Genomic DNA, 18,831 nt, shown 5'->3' on the forward strand with positions numbered 1-18,831 from the left:
AAGTGTGTTATGAAATTATCAAAAAACTGTTTATTTTTACTGGTGGCATTAGTTTTACCCAACCTAGCCTATGCTGCAAAAGATGAGACTACCTGGAATCAGGTATTAAAACAACAATTTTTTGCCGGTAAAACCATTCAGAAAGGCGATGCTATTATCCAGCTGACGACACCTAAACGTGCAGAAGATCCTGCCTTAGTGCCCATTAAAGTGACAGCTAGTCTGCTCCAGACTAAAGAAAAATACATTAAACGGATTTTATTATTGATTGATAAAAATCCAGTCCCTTTAGTTGGAGAATTTGAATTTACACCAGATAGCGGCAAGGCGGATATTGCCATGCGCGTACGTGTTAACACCTATAGCTATATTCGTGCGATTGCTGAAATGAATAATGGTGAATTGTATATGGTGAAAAAATTTGTCAAAGCCAGTGGGGGGTGTTCAGCACCGATAGGCGCAGATTATGATGCGGCCATGCAACGCCTGGGAAAAATGAAATTTAGACTGGATAAAAATATCCAGAATGGCAAACCTACGATGGCGCAGTTATTAATCAGCCATCCGAATGTGACGGGTATGCAAATGGATCAGGTAACGCGGTTTACCCGTAGGGCGCATTTTATCAAACAGATCAAAGTCACCTTTAATGATAAACCCATTCTGACAGCTAAGACAGATATAGCCATCAGTAGTGATCCTAACTTTCGGTTTTATTTTGTACCCTCAGAAAAAGGTGAGTTAAAGGCAGAATTTACCGATACTTCCTGTGAAAGCCCTGTGAGTCGTAGTGTTTGCCAGTCAGGTAAAACCTATACTAAAGCCTATACAGTTTCGCCTTGATTTAAGGCTATGTAGCCGTATGGAGCTTGCGGGACACGTGGCTTCCGTGTCCCGCGACCCCTCAAGAGCTTGTGCTAGAAAACGTGAGCAACTGATTTTTCTAGGTTAATGACTGGGAATTTAACCATTGACTTATTCTTGTGACAGGCTCTTGTATGGTTTTAGCCTCCAGTGGCATGTGGTTGGCGAAAACGCCGAGAACTGGAATATTAGGTAATAATTCGCTTAAGCGCCTGCTTACATAGTTCTTAGTGTTGATAAGTTCTGAGGGCTGAAGTTTGTTGTAGATCAAGGCGATATTTTTAATCCCCTGTTGCTGCATAAAACTAACTGCTAAAATTGTATCGTCAATAGCGGCTCCGATACCTGCTGTGCCAACAAACAACACAGGAGCTTCTAGTGAAAGTGCTATGTCCACATTGGATACGCCGACGATACTGCCTGTGCTCGGACCTCCTATTCCATCTACAATAACAATATCCTTGTTTTCGCTAATACGATCAATCTCCGCTAATATATCTTCCATCAGCAGAGCAGAGCTTTTAGTTAAACCATCAATAAAGTCTTTGCTAAAGCCTTTTTTAAACACCAGATTGCCAAGACCTTGATGACTAATACCTTTACGCTCGCAAAAAACGGTTACTGCTTGTTTGTCTGTGCATTGCGTCATAGGTTTGATATAGGCTAATTGCTCTGGCTGAAAACCATCAAGCAATAATTGTGCTAATAAGTATTCGCAGATAGTTGATTTACCTACCCCCGATGCTGAACCCATAATATAAATGTATTTTGTTTTCACAATAAGTTTATATAAATCTAGAAACCGCAGTTGAGCAGGGGTTTTGTGGGAAATCTGAGTGCGCAAGACAAGGCACAGCTAGCAAGCAATGGCGTAACCCTTGGCAATAGCTGTAACGCAGTATTTCGCGCTCAGATTTATTCACAAAACCGTGAAGCGGAGTCTGTTCACCCTGTAGGGGATAAGTTGTTACGGTCATTATGTCTTATATTCAAATGCTTAGAGTGTTTTTTAGCGTTCAACTGCGGTTTTTAGGATTAACCTTGCTGCTGCTCTTTATATTGCTTGAAAGACATGTCGGCATCAATAATATGCTCACCCCATTTCTGTGCAAAGCCTTGTATTTTATGTTGATTCCAGTGGCCATCATTGATTTTATGCTCTAAAGTAGTTAATTTTTTTAACATCTTATGGTGTTCTTTTATATGCTGTTTATTAGCATGATAATTCAGTTGTTTCATTTCCGTTTCTTCAGTCTGAAAATGCTCTTCAACATGCTGGTAGATAAGTTGAATATTTTTCAGTAAGTCCTTTTTATTATCAGCAGTTATCAGTGCTTCGGCCAAATCAAATAACCCTTTATGCTGGACATCCATTATTTCATCACCAATTTCGTAGAGTGCCTGCCAGCCAAAATCACTGGTACTTGCAAGGGCTGTTTTATTAGCTTGGTAATCTTTTTGCCGATGCAAAGCAATATTTTCGGGTGTCTTTTTATCACTGACTTTAAAAACAAAGTTCTTTCTCGCCTGGTGGTAGGCATCATTGCCATAAAAATTAGCGTACATTTGCTTCAATTCAAATTGCCGATATGACGCCAATGCTTTTTTGGCCTCGTCAAAACAACGCGTTGCAGATTTTTCTGCCAAGGTTTTTTGTAACAAGGCTTTATCTATAACATAGGTGCTGGCTAAATGTTTTATTTGCGCAGCAAAAATTGTATGACTTTTATCCAGTACTTTATCAACAAAACCAATATGCCATGCTTTTTTGGCACTGATAGGGAGCCTTTGCTTGTCGGTTAAGGTGTCGGCCATTTTCTCACCCACTCGTTTCGGTAATAAATACGTCCAATATTCAGACCCGTACAACTCCCCCATATTTTTATAGTGGGGATTTAAAATAACGCCTTCTCTGGCAAATGCCTTATCTGTCGCTAAAGCGAGTATCGCTCCACCAGCGCCTGCACTACCCGCAACAGCAGAAATGGTTACTTTATCTAGCGTGGTGATAATTTGCAGAATTAAATCATCAATGGCATTAATATTAAGCCATGACTCTTCAGCCGGATCATCAGCGACTTCTATATGATTAAGATGAATCCCATTAGACCAGCATTCTTCCCCTCCCATTAAGACAATGACATCAATATCTAAGGTAGTGACATGCTGATAAACAGAGAGTAACAATCCACATTGCTCAGTGCTCATACCGCCATTGTGAAACGCTGAATGTATATAAGCGACTCTGTTTTCCGTCTGATACCAGACTTCTTGACAGGGAAATTGCTGGCCTTCTTTGGTGTAATCAATGTCGATGTTTTTAACCGGTTTAGAAAATAAACGGTCTAACATTGAAGTTGAGCCTTTCGCAGGCGATAAATACTCTTCTAACACTAAAGCCGCAGGTAATTTAATCCCTTTTTCACCCGAGGCTAATTTGGGTTTTAAATGACCGATCCAGATAGCGCCATCAATCGTCGCTCGACACACGGCATGATTCGCCGTTGCAATAATGTCCCCGGCTTTTCCTTTTAAGTTTTCTTCTTTATGAGCATTGTATAAAAACACCGGCTGTCCATAAATTTCATCTAAAACACCTGGACTGCCATCAGCTGCATGAAGGTGTTTTAAGATCTCATCGGTTTTTTGTTTTTTCCAGTTAATAGCACGGTCTGTTTGCTTCATGGTGGGCTGTAGCTGGCCTTTCACTTTAGGGTTCTTGTAATTCAGTGCTCTAGGTTTAAAATCCGGCGCATCAAAATAGATTAGTGCTTCCCATAAACAATCCACAGCACCTTGGGTCACTTCACGATTAAACAAGCTGCTTTTGGTAGTATTGCGCATGGGAAAGGTTTTTGTTGCCCAAATATCGCCCATATCCATTTCTTCCTGAGCTTCCAGCAGGGTCACGCCCCATTCCGTCACGCCATTTTGAATCGCCCAATCCAGTGAAGACGCGCCTCTATCACCTTCTATTCCAGGGTGAACAATCAAACACTTATAATTTTCATATATTTCAGCTGGAATTTTCTGGGTTAGAAAAGGGCAGATAATTAAGTCCGGTTTAAATAAGCCTACACCTTCTAGAAGAACCGGAATATTGCTATGGTGTAATTCAATAGAAACGATATAACCGGCGTCATCTAGTTCAGTATAAAACCGCTGGGTTAGTCCGGAAAATGCGGATGAAAGTAATAAAATTCTCATGATACTTTGCCTCAATTCTAAATAGATTAAATAGCTTGAATCAACAAAGCCAAGTTTAAAAAGTTAGTAAACTTAGACCCTTCAAAAACCTTACTAAGGTGGATGTGATTAAAAGTGAAGTCAATATGAGTTGCATTATTGTAGAGCGGACTTGAGTCCGCTATATTTCAGTATGAATTGCGGACTGAAGTCCGCTCTACAACTTTGCCTATTACGATTACTTCACTTTTAATCACACCTTACTAAGGTAACCCGCACAAATAAACTACCCAATATGATAAGGATAGACCGAAAGTGTATGCACTCTCGTTCCCAAACTCTGTTTGGGAACGCATGAAAAGTAAGCTCTGCTTACTGAACCCTCTCACAGCAGAGCTGTTCGAACATGTATTCCCAAGCAGAGCTTAGGAACAAGCGTTGCAGTTACTTACCCTTTTTTTAGTGGGCAGGTTTATTTGCGTGTTACCTGACTGTCATTGCACATTATCGAGCCTATGGTTGCCAAATCGTTTACGGTAATTACTTGGATTTACGCTGAGTTGACGTAAGAATGCTCGCCGCATGTTTTCTGTATCTTTGAAGCCCGAACTATCTGCAATGTTTTCAATAGAAAACTTTGTCAATTCCAGCAAGTTCCTGGCAGCATCAATGCGCACCGTCTCCACGAACTTAGCCGGCGTTAAGCCCGTTTCAGAGAGAAATAGTCGAGAAAAATTCCGCGAACTCATCGCCATGCGTTCAGCGAGTATTTCGACCTTCAGATCCTCTTCTGGATTTTGTAAAATCCATGACTGTAATTCACGAAGATCACTCCGGCTTGATGCCTCTCGCGCAAGATAGCTACTGAACTGGGATTGTCCACCCGGTCGTTGAAGATATACAACCAGAAATTGTGCGACTGCTAATGCTAACTTCTGTCCCCAGTCTTCTTCCACCATCGCTAAGGCAAGATCAATACCTGAAGTAATGCCTCCGGAAGTGAGGATACTACCGTCCTTAATAAATATTCGATCAGGTTCGAGTTTCACTCTGGGATATTTCTCGCTGAACTCGTGGCAGTAGTTCCAGTGTGTTGTTGCTTTACAGCCGTCAAGTAGCCCACTTTCCGCTAATAGAAAAGCACCGGTGCAAACCGAAACTAGCCTGCGAAGATGGGGAACCATGTCTTTAACCAATTCTATAAGCATTGTGTTGGCTAAAACCATTTCTGGATCGCCACCTGGAATCAGTAAAGTATCGTAGTTTTTGTTTATTTGACTAAAACTTTGCTCAGCGATAATCTGCAAACCTGATAAGGTTGTCACTGGACCGGGTTGTTCCGCGAATATCGTGAGTGGATATGCAGCTTCTTGAATAATACCTTCTTTTTGTAAAATTATGTTGGCCCAGGTAAAAACTTCATGTGGACCTGTAAGTACCCATGCAAAATTAATTTAACCTTTTATGCAAACTCTACTTTGTAATTCTTTCCAATATTAGACAGCACCTTAAATAATTCTTCCTGAAGAGAGGCATAGGATTCATAAGCTGAAAAAGGAAGCCATTCGTATTTTATTTTACGCCATATAATCTCGATAATATTTAACTCGGGTGAGTATGGCGGTATACGGTAAATGGATAGGTTTTTTTCTTTCCACCTTTCAAGGTTTTCATTAAATTCATTACTCGTATGAGTCGATGCATTATCAATAATAAGAGTTGTTGGTTTTTTAATCTGTTTAGCAAATTCATCAATACAAGCCACAACAACCGAAGTGTTTACACTCCCTTCAAAAACAAAAGAATCAAACCTGCAATCTCTGTTAACAAAACCTAATACATTAAGACGCTTGCTGTTTGAGCTTGGTATTTCAATCGTCTCACCTGACTGTTGCCAAGCATAAGGAACACAGGGTTCTAGTGTAAACCCCGACTCATCAAAGTAGCACAAATCAAGTTCATTCTCTTTATGTTGTTGTATTAATTCTTTTATTTCATCGGTTGCCAAATCAAATTTATCTTGATTACGCTTTATCCTTAAGGATTTTCTAACTCGTTTCCAAACAAGATCAGCTTGTTTACAAATACGTTTTATAGTATCAATGCTAACTGAAATGCCTAGATCTTCTTCAAATTTTGCTAGTACTGATTTTAATGATCTAGGAGATTTTTCAACTCTCTGGACTAAGCTTATTTGTTGTTTTTCAGTTAAAATACCTCGCCGTCCTCTTCCCTGACAGTCAACCAATCCATCGATTCCATTCTTTTCCCAGTTAGAAAACCAAGTGGAAACAGTTTGGCGGCATACGTTATAAATAGAACAAATCATGGGAACAGAATGCTCTTTGAAACTTAATAAAATAGCATGAGCTCGACTTCTACTTAAATGAAGTGGATGGTTTTTATGCATCACATTTAAAGCAGTAATTTCTTCTGGGAGTAGGTGTTTTATATAGAGCACAAACATTTAGAGTCAGCAAAATAATTGTTTATTATGACACCTTTTTTCGTTAAATTAATTTTGCGTAAGTACTTAATATCTAGAACCTCTACCCCTGGAAATGCCACTATGCCTATGGGCCTTATCGAATAAGGTGTATTCATTGTCATATCCATTTTATAAAGATAAACTGAAACTTAACGAGAGATACATCCTTGTTGTGATGGTTTAATATCATCCTCCGCAAATGCTTATTGCGCAATGTCAATTTTCCCTCAATTTAAGCCAGAATCTAATTTGCCCCCATTATTTAACCTAGAAAAATCAGTTGAGCGCGTATTTATAGTGCAAGATATTGGTTTCACAGTGCTTTCAAAAAAATTTAGCTTCACCCATAGGTTAAGCGGACATTTTTTGGAAGTGCGGTGGAATCAAGAGCTTGTGCTAGAAAACGTGAGCAACTGATTTTTCTAGGTTTAAAGAGCATGAATAAAACCTTTTGTCCGAAAATGCGCTAAATATGTCATTGTGCTAATGCAAGGGTTGGCGTACATTTTATTCGCACACGTTATTTTTAGATAAAAACAGCAGAGCCGCCATTATTACGGGTGCAGAATTAAGTGTTACAAAATCGACTTAAGCAGAAGGAAGGGTAAGGCACCTGGAAATAAATAAGCGTCCAATACTTGGCTAGGGTTTTTGTTAGTCATTAGTGCTGTAGCAATAGGCGCAAGCTGGCTACGAAACTATTGCTACAGTGCTAATGGCGAACAAAAAGACCAGCAAAGTTGGATGATTGTTTGTTTCTAGGTGCCTAATTGTTAGCATTGGCTTGTCAGCGTAAGCTACTTTAATAATGAGGATATTATTATGACTACTTATAATAGAAAATTTGAATTATCAATTAAAGATATAGATTTGATTGAGCGTTCTATGCGTTTTCAAATCAGCCATTTAGCTCGTACAGAGACTTCTTCTAAGTCTAAGGAATCAGTAGAAAACCATAACAAAATAATTGAGTTGATGAATGTACTGGGTACGTTTCATAACCAAAAAATTTGGTATGGCCAGATTCATCATACAGGTACACCCTTAGGCTAATAGACAGGGAACTGGAAGTCGTTAATACAGCCTCTTATCAAGGAGGTTTCAACAGGGCTTTCTATAGCTGCTCATAGCCGCCTATTGTAACGATGTTTTCTAATATGCTGCTGATGATTGAAGTGGATAGCTGTCGTTTCGATGCTAAAGAATGGCGAGGAACTACAAGACAAAGCACAAAATTGGGGTTCGCGTGCTTCACCCTAGAAAATCAGTTGCTCACGTTTTCTAGCGCAAGCTCTTGATTCCACCGCACTTGCAAAAAATGTTCCCTTAAGCTAAAGGTGACGCTAAGATTTTTGAAACTGTTCTATTAATTCAATATCTTGCACTATAAATTCGCGCTCAACTGCTTTTTCCAGGTTCACTCATAACCGCCACAGTTGCTTATACTTCATGCGGTCGTGACTGTGGGTTTCTAGCAGCTGATTTTTTGCCGATAGCTACGTTGCTAGCTATGAGCAATTTCAGCGCCCCGTACCAAGTACGGGGCAGGCTTGCTATAGACAAGAATCAGCTCACTATACAATCGCATCCGCGATAGCGAATCAAGATGTCTGAGTATATCATTGGTTTTAAAACGTCAATTTTGATCGCTGAGATCAGTTGTGAAGCGATATAAAAAATCAGCTTTAGCTTGTCATTAAGAGCGGAATAACTCTGCACACAGGGCACTGAAAAGAACAGGCTGGGTGGAAATAAGCGGTAGCTCAATAAAGAGTATTTTTTTACTTTTTAGCCAAAAACCCTGTCAGGTAATAAATGTGTTTTTTGTGAGAAAATTAGCCTAGAGAAAAGAATAGAGGACAGGTGTTGATGGTGCTTTTTTAACAATGCCCCTGATTATTGAGAAGTTATCTCATTCATAGTTAACCTGTTGTTTTTAAAATAAATATTGGTTTTTAAAAGAAGCCTAGACTATATTGGTAAATGATAATATTATCTTAAATAAGATATCACTAATATTCTTATGCGTTCAAAACTAAGAAACTTCAGTTCTTGTTAATACTCTTTACTTTAATCAGGGACTGGGCTTGAAAAAAGTCTAAACAAGAAACCTTACCCAATTTTTTTCAGTTGAGTAGCATGTATTGAAGTTAATTATTAATTCGAAACACAAACTGGATATTTTTAGCGCTTCAAACTATGCTGTAAGTAACGAATATTTATTTCGACTTATCATCCTAGAAGAATCAGTTGCTCACGTTTTCTAGCACTATGAATTCGCGCTCAACTGATTTTTCTAGGATCATGAGAGTTGATACTTATTTATTAGGCACCTGGAAATAAATAATCGTCCAATATCTGGGCAGGATTTTTGTTTGTCATCGGTGCTGTAGCAATAGGTGCATAGCTGGCTACGTAATTATTGCTACAGGGCTGATGACGGAAAAAAAGACCAGCAAGGATGGATGATTATTTGTTTCCAGGTGCCTCAGTTATCGGAAAAGAAGGTTATCATGAAACAGACGCAATACCCTGAAGAGTGGCCTGATATCGATAGTGGATATTATAAGCGCTCGGTTATGTTATTTGGTGCGGTAAAAAAACTGCTCAGTGTTAATCTTGAATTGTTTGCCGATGAACAGACCCTGCAAGGTGATATTTTTCTGTTTAACCATTTTTCCCGTTTTGAAACCTTTATTCCGCAATTCCTGTTGTATGAAAAAACCGGCGCTTTTAGTTGTGCGATAGCTTCGGGTGAGTTTTTTGATGAAACCACTTTCTTATCCAATTATCTGAAAGAAGTCGGTGTTTTTCCCCATAATCATCCACGTTTATTTGCCATGTTAGCTGGGCAAATATTACGCGGCCGTAAAGTGATTATTTTTCCTGAAGGCGGTATGGTGAAAGATCGCCGCGTGATTGATAAAAAAGGACATTACAGCATTTATTCACGCATAGCAGGGAATAGGCGTAAACAACATACTGGGCCTGCTGTGCTAGGGCAAGGCGTAGAGGCTTTGAAAGCAGCGATTCGTTACGCTTTTAAAGAAAGGAATATGGATCGCTTGCAACACTGGCAAGATTTGCTTAAATTTGAAAATCTCGATGAATTGATGGCTTCAGCACTTAAGCCCACCTTAATAGTGCCTTCTAATATTACCTTTTACCCGATTCGAGCATCGGAAAACCTGTTATTTAAAAGCGTAGAGATGCTTTCTAAAGGCATGACTTTGCGCCAGTCTGAAGAATTATTAATAGAAAGTAATATTATGCTTAAAGATACGGATATGGATATACGTATGGGCAATCCCGTCGATCCCTGTTGTGTCTGGGGTAAGAACACACATTATATGATGGACAAGGTAGCGCCGCATATTCTTGAGCTGGATGATGTATTCAATATGCGAACGGCTCCTAAAAACTGGAAGGAGCGTGTGTTAGGGAGATGGAAAGAAATAATCATCCAGAACAACCAGGAGAAATGGTCAAAAACCATTTCTCCAACGATGGCATTCGGTCAACAAACTGATAATACGTCTTCATTGCTTTTTTACCTACCTTTACTCCTGTTTCATATATTTTTTCTGTTAATTTAACAATAGGTGCTTTGCCATTGTAGGTCATACTTTTGGCAAATTTTAAAGTTGTTTCAACTGTATCCATTATGTCGCCACTAATATGATTTTCATAGGCTCCCCATACTCGTTCAATTGGGTTATATTTACTATGATAAGGAGGGTAGTAGGCCAGTTTTATCTTTATGTTGCTTTTTTCAGCAAACTCCACAAGCCTTTTTATAAACTGAGTTCTGGAGCTACTGTTCTCCATACCATTGTCAGCGTTAATTGTCAGAATATCTACTCCATATTTTTCTTGAATTTCTGGCCAAATTTCTTCCAATCGGTCAACGATGAAATCACTGCTGGCATAGCCTGCTGTAAAGAAAAGGAAAAAATCATCATGTTCAGGCAGATAAAAACCAAAAGGAGTTAACTTTTCCTTAACATCTAAATCATGATCCTCTGCTTTTGTTAAAACCCGATTTCGTCCTCCCCGTGAAAAATTTCCTATATTCATTCTTGCTTTGGCATCAATTGATATACGAATCTCTTTTGGGTTGATATCTGCCATTCCATTGACTGAATGAACTTGTTCAAAAATTGCATCCGTTTCCTTGATTTTCTTATGAGGCTTTGTTTTTTGTACCTTTTTTGGATGGTAACTCAGGTCATTTAATTTTGTATTGATAGTTTTTGAGCAAGGTAATGTTTTTTCATCGTAATAATCAATCTCCAGTAAACGTTTTCTAACTTCTTTAGCCGTTAGCCGGGTATATAATCGACAGGAATTAAAAGAGGGATCCGTTTGACACTCCGGTTCAGCAATTTTTTTTATGTCATCAAGTAGATGAGGAAAATGCTCTTCACTTTTATTACGCCCTCTCGCTGAAAAATTATCTTCTATGGGCTGAGTTTCAAGTTCATATTGTCCTTTTCGGATAGTGCCTCTATTCCATCCTAGTTTTTCTTCAGCAATACTTGCACCACCTGAGCCTAGTAGCTCCACCGTTTCAGCCATGAATATACGACGTACCGAGCCTTTTAAACGATGGGCTGTATTTATAATCCAACCTATAATGCTATCTGTTAATATCAACAAGCTTATCTGCCTAGTGTGAGAATAAATTCAGAATTCATTATTATAAATTATTGAGACACAAGCTTACTTCGTTTGGATGATTATTTCTTTCCATCTCCCTTAGGTTATTATATTGTCAATAATGCCAAATGTGCGCGCAATCAGTATATGCAAAGAATTTATGCCAATGTAACCATAAATCTCAGTCATTTAGCTTCTACGCTCATTATGAGCCTGATCAGTGCCAATCGCCTACAGATTTCTAAACATCAATTTTATACTGTTCTGTATATAGCGATTAAAACTTTACAGAAAAAAACTGACATTTATTTACACCGTAGTTTATTAAATCCCTATGACTATGGTGACCTGATTTATGGGACTAATTCGCGTTTCGAACAGTTTATCTGTATTGCCAAAGAAACCGAATTGATTAGTGAAGAAGAGGGGTGTTATCACTTTTTACCTAAATTACTAGCCGATCATGATTTTGATCAGATTCGCCTGGAAAACCCTATTGCGGTGTATAACAACGAAGCGCAACCCCTACGTACTATTCGTACTCATGTTTTAGAGGCAGAGAGTAACTTTCATAAAATGGATCCCTGCCAGTTGGCTGCCTGGCATTTTGAAGATGAGCAACTCAACCTGACCTTTGAACAGCAACGTTTCACACCTAAAACCAGTGATGCCATAACTGAGCAACTGGAGTCAGTCACAGCAGATCCCGCCCCTTTCTTTATTCAGGCTAAAGAGCCGAACGGCTATGGTGTTTTATTAGTTCATGGCCTATTAGCTAGTCCGGCTGAAGTGCGTGACTATGGTCATTATCTTGCGCAGCAAGGATTTACTGTGCTGGGTATAAGGATTCAGGGCCACGGTACTTCACCCTACGCCTTACGTGAATTGAGTTATCAGCAATGGTATCAAAGCGTAGAAAAAGGATTTAGTATTCTTCAGGCGCATTGTTCAAAAATGTTTGTCATTGGCTTTTCTACGGGGGGTGCTTTAGGTTTGAAACTTGCAGCAGAAGCGCATAGTGAAATTCTGGGAGTCATCGCTGTATCGGTCCCTATTAAATTTGTGAACTTGAATTTTATGCTAGTTCCTCTGGTGCATAATACTAATACTTTTGTACGTTGGGTATCATCGTTTGAAGGCGTCAAACCGTTTATCGAAAACACACCTGAACACCCGGAAATTAATTATCACAATACCCCGGTCAGAGCTTTATACGAATTGCGCATGTTAATTCAAGATTTAGAAAAGCTTTTACCTGATATTAAAACCCCAACGTTACTTATTTATGCGGATGAGGATCCAGTTGTTGCTATTCAAAGCGCCGACACAGTGTATGAAAAACTTGGCGCAAGCGATAAGAAATTACATATCATCAATGCCGATCGGCATGGCATATTAATGGAGAATAGCGCCAACATATGGAGCTTGATAGATGGATTTTTACAGCGCCACCTTCTGCAACAAGCAGATATACAAGTACAAACCATACCAATACAGGAGATAGTCACATGAAAAACGTGGTAATAGCAGCCTATGCAAGATCGCCGTTCACACCTGCAAATAAAGGTGCATTAATGACTGTTAGAGCAGATGCTATGACAGCTCAAGTGGTTAAGGCCTTAATTGCAAAATCGGGCATAGATGCAAATGATATTGAAGACCTCATTCTGGGCTGCGCTTTTCCTGAAGGTGAGCAAGGCATGAATATGGCACGACTGATCATTTACCTGGCTGAGCTACCTATTGGCATAGCTGGGGTAACTATCAATCGTTTTTGTGGCTCATCCATGCAGGCAATTCATTTCGCTGCGGGTGCTATTCAAATGAATGCAGGTGAAGCCTTCGTGTGCGCAGGTGTGGAGTCGATGAGTCGCGTACCTATGGGAGGGTTCAATTATTTACCAAACCCAGAACTGTATCAAAGCTACCCACAAGCCTATATTAATATGGGGGAAACAGCTGAAAATCTGGCAAAAAAATATCAGATTTCACGCGTAGATCAGGAAGCTTTTGCTCTCTTGAGTCAGCAAAAAGCATATATGGCGCAACAACAAGGATTGTTTGCTGATGAGATTGTACCCATCGTATCGCATCGTGGTGAGCAAATTAATCAGGACACTTGTTTACGTCCCGATTCCAGTGCAGCAGGAATGGCAGAACTTCAACCTGCATTTTCGCAACAGGGCAGTGTTACCGCTGCGACCTCTTCACCATTGACAGATGGTGCAGCTGCAGTGCTGGTATGTAGTGAAGATTATGCGAATGCTCATGGGCTAGCGAAATTAGCGCGTATTAAGTCGATAGCCGTTTCTGCTTGTCTGCCTGAAATTATGGGCATAGGTCCAGTTTCGGCCACTCAAAAAGCATTGCAGCGGGCAAATTTATCTTTAGCCGATATGGATATCGTTGAACTGAATGAGGCTTTTTCTGCTCAAAGTCTAGCGGTATTGCAGGATTTACCTATCGCTGCAGAAAAGCTAAATATCGATGGGGGTGCAATTGCCCTAGGTCACCCTTTAGGTGCAACAGGTGCCAGAATTACCGGTAAGGCTGCAAGTTTATTACAGCGGGAAAATAAACGCTACGCGCTGGCAACTCAATGTATAGGAGGGGGTCAAGGCATTGCTACAATATTGGAGGCAGTGTCATGAAGATTGAAAAAGTAGCTGTTATCGGAGCAGGGGTGATGGGAAGTGGGATTGCTGCACATATCGCAAATGCTGGTATTCCTGTGTATCTGCTGGATATAGTGGCAAAAGGTGATCATTCACGTAATGCCATAGCACAGGGGGCCATAGCAAAAATGTTAAAAACTCAGCCTGCTCCTTTTATGCATCCTAAAAATGCACGATTAATCACTGCGGGCAATATAGAGGATGATTTACAGCAGTTATCTGAGGTTGACTGGGTGATTGAAGCTGTCATCGAAAACCCGCAGATCAAACAGGACCTGTATAAAAAACTGGATAGTATCTGTGGGCCTAATACGCTGATTTCATCAAATACTTCAACCTTACCTTTGAATATCTTAACCGCCAGCCAGTCAGATAGCTTTAAGCGGCGCTTTATGATTACGCATTTTTTTAATCCCCCGCGTTATATGCGTTTACTGGAGTTAGTAGCAGGAGCAGACCTGGATCAGGGCTTATTTAAAGCAGTGAGTGATTTTGCCGATGTTAACTTAGGTAAAGGCAATGTACTCTGTAAAGATACGCCAGGGTTCATCGCTAATCGGGTTGGTACCTTCTGGATGCAGACAGCGGTATTGGAAGCCATTGAGCTTGAGTTAAGTGTCGAGCAGTGTGATGCTGCATTAAGCCTGTTTGGTATTCCTAAAACAGGTATATTTGGTCTGCTGGACCTTATCGGACTAGACTTAATGCCGCATGTGTTGAATAACTTTAAACAGGTATTAAATCCGCATGACCGTTTACACGCGATTACCGAAGTACCGCAAATTCTGCAAACCATGATTGCAGGGGGCTATATCGGGCGTAAAGGGAAAGGCGGTTTTTATCGTCTAAAAATTGAAGGCGGTAAAAAAATAAAACAGTCGATCGATTTACAGCAGGGTGATTATCACTTGAGCAAACGCTTTAAAATAGAAGGGGTATCGCGTAAAGCTGCGGGTTTACGTCACTACTTAGAAGCTGATGAAAAACTCAGTCTATATGCCTGGCGGGTATGGTCGCAAACTTTGAGTTATGCAGCAGAATTAATTCCTGAAATTGCCGATGATATTGAAGCTGTAGATAGTGCCATGCGGCTAGGGTATAACTGGCGTTATGGGCCGTTTGAACTTTTAGATCGCTTAGGTGTCGAATGGTTTATGCAAAAAATCCAGGCAGAGAAAAGCAGTCTACCTAGCCTTATTGCTAATGGAAAAAGCTTATACCGTACCGAATCAGGTATTCCACAATACCAGGATATATCGGGTAGTTATCAGCCTATACAAAGGGCAGCCGGTGTATTATTACTTAGCGATATTAAATTAAAAAAATCGGCGCTTCTGGAAAATGCATCAGCTAGCCTGTGGGATATTGGCGATGGTATTGTTTGCCTGGAATTTCATAGCAAAATGAATACTCAGGACCCTGATAGCATGAGCTTGATTCAGCAAAGTATCGCTAAAATATCGGCTGAATATAAAGGATTGGTTATTTATAATGAAGGTGAGCATTTTTCAGCAGGCGCAAATTTAACCCTATTAGCTCCGGCCATTCTTGGTGGTGATTGGGATACAGTCAAGTCCATAGTGAAGCTAGGGCAAAATACCTTTTTAGCCTTGAAATATGCTCCATTCCCAGTGGTTGCAGCACCTTCAGGACTGGCATTAGGCGGCGGCTGTGAAATTCTGTTGCACTGCGATGCTATACAGGCACATGCCGAGTTATATATGGGGCTGGTGGAAGTAGGAGTGGGGCTGGTTCCTGCCTGGGGAGGCTGTAAGGAATTATTAGGCCGCTGGCTAAACCTTCCCAAACGTCCCGGAGGCCCTATGCCGCCGATTGCACAAACTTTTGAAACCATAGGGCTAGCTAAAGTGTCCAAATCGGCTCAGGAGGCTAAAGAATTATTATTTATGGCTCACTCAGACGGTATTAGTATGAATAAATCTCGCCTGCTGGCGGATGCTAAGGCCCGCGCATTAGCGATGGTGAACGATTATCAGGTACCTGAACAGCCGGTTTATCCCCTCCCTGGTAAAAGTGCCTGGTCTGCTCTTGCTATTGCAATAGATGGACTGCATCAGTCAGGTAAAGCTTCGTTCTATGATGTGCAAATAGCGCAACAATTAGCAACTGTTTTAAGTGGTGGTGATACAGACGTTACGCAGCCTCTGACTGAGCAGAATATGCTGGATCTGGAGCTTGCAAGCTTTATCCATCTTGTGCAACAACCTGGAACCCTGGCAAGACTTGAGCATATGCTAAAAACCGGAAAACCGCTTAGAAATTAATTCATTTAAAACTAGGGGAGTAGGCTTTAGCCTACATAAGGCACTGTTATTTTTGCTATGAAAATAGTTGAAGATTTTTACCAAATCTACTGAAAAATGCTCTAAATGATATTATGCTTTGTGTAGGCTAAAGCCTGCTCCCCACAGAATAAGAATATATCTATTAAAGGCAGAAATAGTTAAGAAAAAAAGCAGAAAACCTAAAACTCAGGAGCAACTATGTCAGAATTTATTTTGTTTTTTATAATCGTGATGATTAGCGTAGGTTTTGCACCGATACGTCGCAACCTGCTGACACGCCCATTATTTAATAAAATGCGCAAGTCTCTACCTAGCATGTCGCAAACTGAGCGTGAGGCATTAGAAGCTGGAGATACCTGGTGGGATGCTGAATTATTTACCGGTAAACCCGACTGGCAAAAACTACAGGATTTACCTGCAGCGAGTTTAAGTCAAACTGAGCAAGATTTTATCGAGGGTCCGGTAGAAGAGTTGTGTGCCATGTTGGATGATTGGGATATTACGTATAAGCGTCGTGATCTGCCCCCTGAAGTTTGGGACTTTATTAAACAGAATAAGTTCTGCGGCATCATTATCCCCAAACAATATGGTGGTCTGGAGTTTGGCGATTATGCGCATTCCCAGATAGTCATGAAAATTTCAAGTCGCAGTGCTTCGGCAGCAGTGACGGTTATGGTGCCTAATTCCTTAGGGCCGGCGAAATTGTTACTAGCGTATGGTAGTGAACAACAGAAAAACCATTATCTACCTCGATTAGCTGTGGGGACAGAAATACCTGCATTTGCATTAACTGGGCCTCAGGCCGGAAGTGATGCAGGGGCAATGCCGGATACAGGCATACTTTGTCATGCTGAATTTGCAGGCAAGGAACAATTAGGTATCCGTTTGAATTGGGAAAAAAGATATATCACTCTGGGGCCAGTAGCAACTGTATTAGGCTTAGCTTTTAAATTATACGATCCGGAACATTTATTAGGTGATCAAGAAGAACTAGGGATCACAGTCGCCTTGATTCCAACAGGCACAGCGGGTGTATCCATCGGCAAGCGTCATTTTCCACTGGATTCAGCTTTCCAGAATGGCCCAAACTGGGGTAAAGACGTATTCATCCCTATAGATTGGATTATTGGTGGCGCTGATCAGGTGGGGCAAGGCTGGAAAATGCTGATGGAATGCCTATCGACTGGGCGAGCAATCTCATTACCTGCACTGAGTGTAGGTGCCGCAAAATTTGTGTGTCGCAATAGCGGTGCCTATGCGCGTGTGCGTACCCAGTTTAATTTACCTATCGGTGCTTTTGAAGGCATAGAAGAAGTACTGGCGCGTATGGCGGGTACGACTTATTTAATGGATGCAGCCCGCGAAGTCACTTGTGCGGCATTGGATGAAGGGCATAAGCCATCGGTTATTTCGGCTATTATTAAATATCAGTTAACTGAAGGAATGCGCCGGGTTATCAATGATGGTATGGATATACAGGGAGGTTCGGGTATTTGTTTAGGGCCGTCAAACTATATCGGTCGGCTGTATCAAACAATCCCCGTGGGTATTACTGTTGAAGGGGCAAATATACTAACACGCACAATGATGATTTTTGGTCAGGGTGCGGTGCGGTGTCACCCCTTTATTCAAAGCGAAATGGCTGCATTGAACGAAGTCGACAAGCACAAAGCCTTAAAGGATTTCGACGCTGTATTAATCAAACATATCGGTTTCTTTATGACTAATTTCGGGCGCGGCTTTTGGTTTGGGCTGAGCAATGCGCGATTTAGCGCGACACCTGGAGATGAAAATACACGACGCTATTATCAACAACTAGCTCGAATGAGCACCAGTTTTGCTCTGACCGCAGATTTTGCACTGCTAACGCTAGGGGGCAGTTTAAAGCGTAAAGAGAGAATTTCAGGCCGTTTTGCTGACGTGCTAAGTCACTTATATTTATGTTCCTGCGCGCTTAAGCACTTTGCTGATCAAGGTTCGCAAACAGATGATTTAGCTCTGCTGAATTGGGCTTGCCAATATAGCCTATACCATGCGCAGCAATCTTTACTTGCAGTATTCAGCTTATTACCTATGCGTACTTCAGCACTGTTAATACGCACGGTTTTATTTCCATTGGGGAAGCCTTTTGCACCTCCACAAGATGCACTAGTTGGGCAACTTGCTCAGCAGCTATTAAATGATAGTCCGGTTCGAGATCGTTTGACTGCAGGCATTTATATCAATGACAATCCGAAGGATGCTACCGGCAGGATTGAGATCGCGTTTAAAGCGGTATTATTAGCAGCACCTGTAGAAGCCAAATTACATGCGGCTGTGAAACAAGGGCAGTTAGAAAAAGGTTATAGTGAATCTATTTTTAAGAGTGCGTTGGATAAAAATATAATCACCCAGGCTGAAGTGGATATATTAACGGCTGCCGACGAAGCTAGGTCAGAAGCAATTAGGGTAGATTATTTCGATGCTGAAGAACTAACCGGCGGAGTTTCTAAAAATTAGATTAGGGAGCGAATTACTTATAAAAAAACCTAGCGTAAATACGACGCGGTAATGCTAGAATAATAACCTGAATATTTGAAAGGTATATTGACTGGTTTTTGCTCATTATTTCAAGTTGCCTAAGTTATTTCGTGAGCATTCCTAAACGTCCTTG

At 40.7% G+C, this 18,831-nt stretch carries 11 protein-coding genes; 6 read left to right on the plus strand and 5 right to left on the minus strand.

The window, feature by feature from the left end; all coding sequences use genetic code 11:
• Positions 1-9 precede the first annotated feature (9 nt).
• On the plus strand, positions 10-843 hold the full coding sequence (locus tag ACQY3F_RS03675; RefSeq protein ID WP_428353564.1) for a quinoprotein dehydrogenase-associated SoxYZ-like carrier: 834 nt from the start codon (positions 10-12) through the stop codon (positions 841-843).
• A 100-nt stretch (positions 844-943) separates the two neighbouring features.
• Here ACQY3F_RS03675 and ACQY3F_RS03680 read toward each other — a convergent pair whose 3' ends face one another.
• The 4 genes from ACQY3F_RS03680 to ACQY3F_RS03695 all read right to left on the minus strand — a co-directional run bounded on the left by ACQY3F_RS03680 (position 944) and on the right by ACQY3F_RS03695 (position 6,517).
• A complete protein-coding gene (locus tag ACQY3F_RS03680; protein ID WP_428353565.1) occupies positions 944-1,708 on the minus strand; it encodes an AAA family ATPase in 765 nt (254 codons plus the stop codon).
• A 191-nt stretch (positions 1,709-1,899) separates the two neighbouring features.
• Entirely contained in the window at positions 1,900-4,071 is a 2,172-nt protein-coding gene (locus ACQY3F_RS03685; protein ID WP_428353567.1) for a hemerythrin domain-containing protein, read from the minus strand.
• A gap of 473 nt (positions 4,072-4,544) precedes the next feature.
• Complete coding sequence (locus tag ACQY3F_RS03690; protein ID WP_428357599.1) at positions 4,545-5,504, minus strand: GlxA family transcriptional regulator; 960 nt, start codon at positions 5,502-5,504, stop codon at positions 4,545-4,547.
• Positions 5,505-5,512: 8 nt separating this feature from the next.
• The gene (locus ACQY3F_RS03695) at positions 5,513-6,517 is read right to left on the minus strand and encodes an IS630 family transposase (protein ID WP_428353111.1); all 1,005 of its coding nucleotides are present in this window, start codon (positions 6,515-6,517) and stop codon (positions 5,513-5,515) included.
• An 843-nt stretch (positions 6,518-7,360) separates the two neighbouring features.
• On the opposite strand from ACQY3F_RS03695, the gene ACQY3F_RS03700 reads away from it, so the two are divergent.
• The gene (locus ACQY3F_RS03700; RefSeq protein ID WP_428353568.1) at positions 7,361-7,591 is read left to right on the plus strand and encodes a hypothetical protein; all 231 of its coding nucleotides are present in this window, start codon (positions 7,361-7,363) and stop codon (positions 7,589-7,591) included.
• A 2,406-nt stretch (positions 7,592-9,997) separates the two neighbouring features.
• Here the strand turns inward: ACQY3F_RS03700 and ACQY3F_RS03705 are convergent.
• A complete protein-coding gene (locus ACQY3F_RS03705; protein ID WP_428352931.1) occupies positions 9,998-11,194 on the minus strand; it encodes an ISAzo13 family transposase in 1,197 nt (398 codons plus the stop codon).
• A 75-nt stretch (positions 11,195-11,269) separates the two neighbouring features.
• Here ACQY3F_RS03705 and ACQY3F_RS03710 point away from each other — a divergent pair, with 75 nt between their 5' ends.
• From ACQY3F_RS03710 to ACQY3F_RS03725, 4 genes are all read left to right on the plus strand, one after another.
• The gene (locus ACQY3F_RS03710) at positions 11,270-12,709 is read left to right on the plus strand and encodes an alpha/beta hydrolase (protein WP_428353569.1); all 1,440 of its coding nucleotides are present in this window, start codon (positions 11,270-11,272) and stop codon (positions 12,707-12,709) included.
• The gene (locus tag ACQY3F_RS03715; protein WP_428353571.1) at positions 12,706-13,848 is read left to right on the plus strand and encodes a thiolase family protein; all 1,143 of its coding nucleotides are present in this window, start codon (positions 12,706-12,708) and stop codon (positions 13,846-13,848) included. Before ACQY3F_RS03710 ends, ACQY3F_RS03715 begins: the two co-directional genes overlap by 4 nt.
• On the plus strand, positions 13,845-16,157 hold the full coding sequence (locus tag ACQY3F_RS03720; protein WP_428353572.1) for a 3-hydroxyacyl-CoA dehydrogenase NAD-binding domain-containing protein: 2,313 nt from the start codon (positions 13,845-13,847) through the stop codon (positions 16,155-16,157). The genes ACQY3F_RS03715 and ACQY3F_RS03720 overlap by 4 nt, the downstream gene beginning before the upstream one ends.
• A 219-nt stretch (positions 16,158-16,376) precedes the next feature.
• Complete coding sequence (locus tag ACQY3F_RS03725) at positions 16,377-18,677, plus strand: acyl-CoA dehydrogenase (protein ID WP_428353574.1); 2,301 nt, start codon at positions 16,377-16,379, stop codon at positions 18,675-18,677.
• Positions 18,678-18,831: the final 154 nt, after the last annotated feature.

This window comes from Methyloprofundus sp. (genome assembly GCF_965251085.1).
In the GTDB taxonomy this organism is placed as follows: Bacteria; Pseudomonadota; Gammaproteobacteria; order Methylococcales; family Methylomonadaceae; genus Methyloprofundus.